This window comes from Legionella norrlandica (genome assembly GCF_000770585.1).
GTDB classification, from domain to species: domain Bacteria; phylum Pseudomonadota; class Gammaproteobacteria; order Legionellales; family Legionellaceae; genus Legionella; species Legionella norrlandica.
On sequence record NZ_JNCF01000066.1, the window covers coordinates 1 to 6,112 of the forward strand.

Sequence of the window (6,112 nt, forward strand, 5' to 3'; positions counted from 1 at the left end):
GGCTCCAACGTTGCACAGACTTGGTATTCAAGCGTTTGAACCGGTCCTGATTGAAGGTAAAGCGATTCAGCTTCATCCTTTAGTGTGTACAGCTTATAATGCTGACTTTGATGGGGACCAGATGGCTGTACATGTGCCATTAACTTTAGAGGCACAACTTGAAGCTCGTTCATTAATGATGTCAACAAACAATATTCTATCTCCTGCTAGCGGTGAGCCGATTATTGTTCCAAGCCAGGACGTTGTTCTAGGTTTGTATTATTTGACAAGAGAAAAGGTTAATGCTTTGGGCGAGGGTAAAATATTTGCAAGTGCGCAAGAAGCGAAGAATTTTTATGAAGCTGGGCTTGTTGATATTCATGCAAAAATTAAAATTAGAATGCCCAATGAAGAAGAGGGGGCTAGCGGGTATCATTTAGTTGATACTACTGTCGGACGAGCAATTTTAGCGGAGATTTTGCCAAAAGGAATGCCTTTTGAATATATAAATCGGACAATGACAAAAAAGGTTATTTCTAAAGTCATTGATAGCTGCTATCGTAAATTCGGTTTAAAAGAAACTGTAATTTTTGCTGACCAGTTGATGTATACTGGATTCAAATATGCAACTCGTTCTGGGGCATCAATAGGTATAGAAGATATGGAAATACCTGATGATAAAGCCAGTATTATAGAACATGCCGATAATGAAGTAAGAGAAATTGAAGCGCAATTCCGTTCCGGTTTAGTTACTAACGGCGAACGTTACAACAAAGTAATTGATATTTGGTCAAGAACTAATGAATTAGTTGCTAAATCAATGATGTCTAAAATTGCTACAGAGGAAGTTGTTGATGCTAAAGGTAACAAAGTTAGGCAAGAATCATTTAATCCTATTTTCATGATGGCAGATTCTGGAGCAAGAGGTTCTGCCGCGCAGATTAGACAGCTCGCAGGAATGCGTGGTTTGATGGCTGCACCTGACGGTTCTATTATCGAAACTCCAATTACTGCAAATTTCCGCGAAGGATTAAATGTATTCCAGTACTTTATTTCAACCCACGGAGCACGCAAGGGTCTGGCTGATACCGCATTAAAAACGGCAAATTCAGGTTATTTGACAAGACGTCTTGTTGACGTAGCGCAAGATGTAGTGATTACTGAAGATGATTGTGGTACTGATACTGGTATATTGATGCAGCCATTAATTGAAGGTGGAGATATTGTTGAACCTCTGCATGAGCGTGTCTTAGGTCGTGTGGTTGCAACAGATGTTTATATTCCTACTCGAACTGAACCTGTTGTGAAGGCAGGTACCTTACTCGATGAGGAGTGGGTCGAAAAACTTGAAAAACATGGTGTTGACCAAGTTATGGTTAGATCACCAATTACTTGTCAAACAAGATTTGGACTCTGCGCAAAATGTTATGGTCGTGATCTTGCTAGAGGACATCTCGTTAACACAGGGGAAGCTGTAGGTATTATTGCTGCTCAATCTATTGGAGAGCCCGGAACACAGTTGACTATGCGTACTTTCCATATTGGAGGTGCAGCATCCAGGGCAACAGCTGCTAATAATATTCAAATCAAAACAAAAGGCGTCATTCGTTTACATAATATAAAGACTGTAACCCATGAAAATAAAAACTTGGTAGCAGTTTCTCGTTCTGGAGAAGTGACTATTGTAGATGAATTTGGACGCGAGCGTGAGCGTTATAAAGTTCCTTATGGTGCTGTAATTTCTGTCCAGGATAACTCGCCCGTTGAAGCCGGTCAGGTTATTGCAACTTGGGATCCTCATACTCACCCAGTTATCTCCGAGGTATCAGGTTATTTGAAGTTTGTTGATTTGATTGATGGCATTACCATGAACAGACAAACGGATGAATTAACAGGACTCAGTAATATAGTAGTCATAGATGCTAAGCAACGAAGTGCTGCTGGGCGTGATTTACGGCCTATGGTCAAGCTTGTTACGAACGAGGGCGATGATATTTACCTGGCTGGTACTAATGTTCCTGCGCAGTACTATTTACCTGTAGATGCTATTGTTAATTTTGAAGATGGTAGCTTAGTGGGCATTGGGGATGTTATCGCACGTATCCCGCAAGAACGATCTAAAACTCGCGATATTACAGGAGGTTTGCCAAGAGTTGCAGACTTATTTGAAGCACGTAAACCAAAAGATTCTGCAGTAATGGCAGAAGTATCTGGTTTAGTTAATTTTGGTAAAGAAACTAAAGGTAAACGTCGATTAATTATCAATGTGTCCGAAGAGCACTGCCATGAAGAGCTTATTCCTAAGTGGCGTCATATTTCAGTATTCGAAGGCGAGCATGTTGAGCGAGGAGAAATAATTGCTGAGGGAGCACTCAATCCTCATGATATTTTGCGTTTATTGGGTGTTGGAGCATTGGCAAATTATATAGTGAATGAGGTTCAGGATGTATATCGTTTACAAGGGGTAAAAATAAACGATAAACATATAGAAGTAATTGTTAGACAAATGTTACGTAAGCGCGTAATTACTTTTGCTGGGGATTCGAAGTTCCTTGTAGGAGAGCAAGTTGAAGAAAGCATCATGTTACAGGAAAATGATAAACTTTTAGCTGAAGGAAAACAAATTGCTAGAGGAACTCCTATCCTATTAGGAATTACCAAAGCATCATTAGCAACTGAATCCTTTATCTCTGCAGCGTCTTTCCAGGAGACAACAAGAGTCTTAACTGAAGCTGCAGTTAGCGGAAAAGTAGACGAATTACGCGGTTTAAAAGAAAACGTGATGGTAGGTCGTTTGATTCCCGCAGGAACAGGATATACTTATCATCAAAGCCGAAAGGCAAAAAGAGCGAAGGCTGCAGCAGGTGGAGATACTTCAGCAACCCACACGGTTACTGCAAGTGATGTTGAGCACGCGTTGAGTGAAGCATTAAACGCGGACAATCATGAACATTAATCAGGATTCAAGAATGGCGGATTTAAACTTGACAAATCCGCCTTACTTATATAGAATCCGGCCTCCTTATGCATTCAAAATATTCACAAGTGACAGATCGGAGTTAAGTATAAATGGCTACTATTAATCAGTTAGTAAGAAAGCCTCGTGTGGACGTAAAGAAGAAAAGTAACGTGCCAGCACTTGAGTCATGTCCACAACGACGCGGTGTCTGTACTCGCGTATACACCACTACACCTAAAAAACCTAACTCAGCTATGCGTAAGGTTGCTCGTGTACGTTTAACTAATGGCTTTGAAGTAACATCCTATATTGGTGGTGAAGGCCATAATTTGCAAGAACACTCTGTTGTTCTAATTAGGGGCGGTCGTGTTAAGGACTTGCCTGGTGTAAGGTATCACACAATTAGAGGTAGCTTGGATACATCAGGGGTAAACGATCGTAAACAAGGCCGTTCTAAATACGGTACAAAAAAACCAAAAGATAAAAAATAACTGATTGTAGGAAATTGAGATGCCAAGAAGACGAGAAGTACCTAAACGAGAAATTTTACCAGATCCAAAACATCATAGCGAACTACTTGCCAAGTTTATCAATGTTTTAATGGTCAGTGGTAAAAAATCAACTGCTGAAAAGATAATTTATGGCGCTTTATCTGTTATGGAAGAGCGTGTTAAGAAAACTAAAAAAGCTGATGAAGAAGGCGGTGAAACTGGAAGCAGTGGCAATGCTTCAGTATTGCGTTATTTTGAGGAAGCATTAAACAACGTTCGTCCCAGTGTAGAAGTTCGTTCACGTCGAGTTGGTGGTGCAACTTACCAAGTTCCAGTAGAAGTTCGACATGACAGAAGCATAGCACTTGGGATGCGCTGGATTGTTCAAGCTGCACGCACTCGCGGTGAAAAAGGTATGATGTTGCGTTTAGCAGGGGAGCTGATGGATGCTTTTGAAAATAAAGGGTCCGCAGTGAAGAAACGTGAAGATACACATAAAATGGCAAAAGCTAACCAAGCATTTGCTCATTTTAGATGGAATTAAGAGAGAGATAAGCCGTGGCAACTCCATTAAAACTATATAGAAACATAGGCATAGCAGCCCACGTTGATGCTGGAAAAACAACTACCACAGAGCGAGTTCTGTATTATACAGGTATGTCTCATAAAATTGGTGAGGTCCATGATGGTGCGGCAACTATGGACTGGATGGTCCAGGAACAGGAGCGTGGTATTACCATCACTTCTGCAGCAACAACTTGTTATTGGTCTGGTATGGATAAACAATTTGAACCGCACCGCATCAATATTATCGATACCCCAGGACACGTAGATTTCATGATCGAGGTAGAACGTTCATTACGAGTATTGGATGGGGCTGTTGTTGTTTTTGATTCTGTTGCCGGCGTGGAACCTCAATCTGAAACAGTATGGCGTCAGGCAAATAAATACGGTGTTCCCCGTATAGTGTTTGTAAATAAAATGGATAGAATGGGCGCTAACTTCCTAAGGGTAGTTAATCAGATTAAACAACGCTTAGGTTCGACCCCTGTAGTATTGCAGTTGCCTATTGGTGCAGAAGAAAATTTTAAAGGTGTGATCGATCTCATTAAAATGAAGGCAATTCATTGGGATGAAGAAAATAAGGGAATGACATTTAAATACCTTGATATTCCCGCTGATTTAAAAGCAACCTGCGAAGAGTATCGCACATTTATCATTGAAGCAGCTGCAGAAGATTCAGAAGAATTAATGGAAAAATACTTGGAAGGTGAAGAATTCACAGAAACTGAAATTAAAACTGCTCTACGTCACCTCACGGTTACTAATAAAATTGTTCCTGTATTTTGTGGTTCAGCATTTAAGAACAAGGGTGTTCAAGCAGTACTTGATGGGGTTGTTGAGTATTTACCATCCCCGACTGATATTCCTGATATTCAGGGAATTGATGAACATGGCAATGAAATTCATAGAAAAACAAGTTATGATGAGCCTTTCTCTGCTTTAGCATTCAAAATTGCTACAGATCCGTTTGTAGGTACATTAACATATTTTAGAACATATTCTGGTGTGCTTAAGAGTGGAGATACAGTATATAACTCTGTTAAGGGTAAAAGAGAGCGAATCGGACGTCTATTGCAAATGCATGCTAATTCTCGCGAAGAAATCAAGGAAGTTAGAGCCGGAGATATAGCTGCTGCTGTTGGTCTTAAGACAGTAACTACTGGTGATACATTATGTGATCAAGATAAGGTTGTGATTTTAGAAAGAATGGATTTCCCTGATCCAGTAATTGCTGTCGCTGTCGAACCGAAGACAAAAGCAGATCAAGAAAAAATGGGTATAGCATTAGGCAAATTAGCGCAGGAAGATCCATCTTTTAGAGTTCACACAGATGAAGAGTCTGGTCAAACCATTATTCAAGGTATGGGTGAATTACACCTTGAAATCATAGTTGATCGTATGAAAAGAGAGTTCAATGTTGAAGCTAATGTAGGTAAACCGCAGGTCGCATATCGTGAGACATTGAAGCAGGCTGTTGAACAAGAAGGTAAATTCGTAAGACAATCAGGTGGACGTGGTCAATACGGTCACGTATGGTTGAAAATTGAACCACAAGAGCCAGGAAAGGGTTATGAATTTGTTAATGCTATAGTTGGTGGTGTGATTCCTAAGGAATACATCCCTGCTGTTGATAAAGGGGTACAAGAGCAAATGCAGAATGGTGTAATTGCAGGGTACCCAGTAGTAGATGTAAAAGTTACGCTATTTGATGGTTCATTCCATGAAGTTGATTCAAGTGAAATGGCATTTAAAATCGCTGGATCTCAATGCTTCAAGCAAGGTGCATTAAAAGCGAAGCCTGTACTTCTTGAACCAATTATGAGTGTTGAAGTCGTTACACCTGAAGATTACATGGGTGATGTTATGGGAGACCTAAACAGACGACGAGGTTTGGTTCAAGGTATGGAAGATTCCCCAGCAGGTAAAATAGTTAGAGCAGAAGTACCTCTTGCAGAGATGTTTGGTTATTCGACCGACTTACGTTCTGCTACACAAGGAAGAGCAACTTACACTATGGAGTTTTGTAAGTACGCTGAAGCACCAACAAATATTGCTGAAGCAATTATCAAGAAACAATAAAAGTTAACGAGGTTATTGAAATGGCGAAGGAAAAATTTGA

The 6,112-nt window shown here is 40.3% G+C and carries 4 protein-coding genes; all 4 read left to right on the plus strand.

Features of this window, described 5'->3' with window-relative positions; all coding sequences use genetic code 11:
• Nucleotides 1-2,935 (plus strand): DNA-directed RNA polymerase subunit beta' (rpoC, locus tag OK13_RS11795; RefSeq protein ID WP_035891002.1); only part of this gene is annotated, 2,935 nt, incomplete at its 5' end.
• A gap of 113 nt (nucleotides 2,936-3,048) precedes the next feature.
• A complete protein-coding gene (rpsL, locus tag OK13_RS11800; RefSeq protein WP_027221110.1) occupies nucleotides 3,049-3,429 on the plus strand; it encodes a 30S ribosomal protein S12 in 381 nt (126 codons plus the stop codon).
• Nucleotides 3,430-3,448: 19 nt separating this feature from the next.
• A complete protein-coding gene (gene rpsG / locus OK13_RS11805) occupies nucleotides 3,449-3,973 on the plus strand; it encodes a 30S ribosomal protein S7 (protein ID WP_035891005.1) in 525 nt (174 codons plus the stop codon).
• Nucleotides 3,974-3,987: 14 nt separating this feature from the next.
• The gene (gene fusA, locus OK13_RS11810; RefSeq protein ID WP_035891007.1) at nucleotides 3,988-6,072 is read left to right on the plus strand and encodes an elongation factor G; all 2,085 of its coding nucleotides are present in this window, start codon (nucleotides 3,988-3,990) and stop codon (nucleotides 6,070-6,072) included.
• The last annotated feature ends 40 nt before the right edge of the window (nucleotides 6,073-6,112 follow it).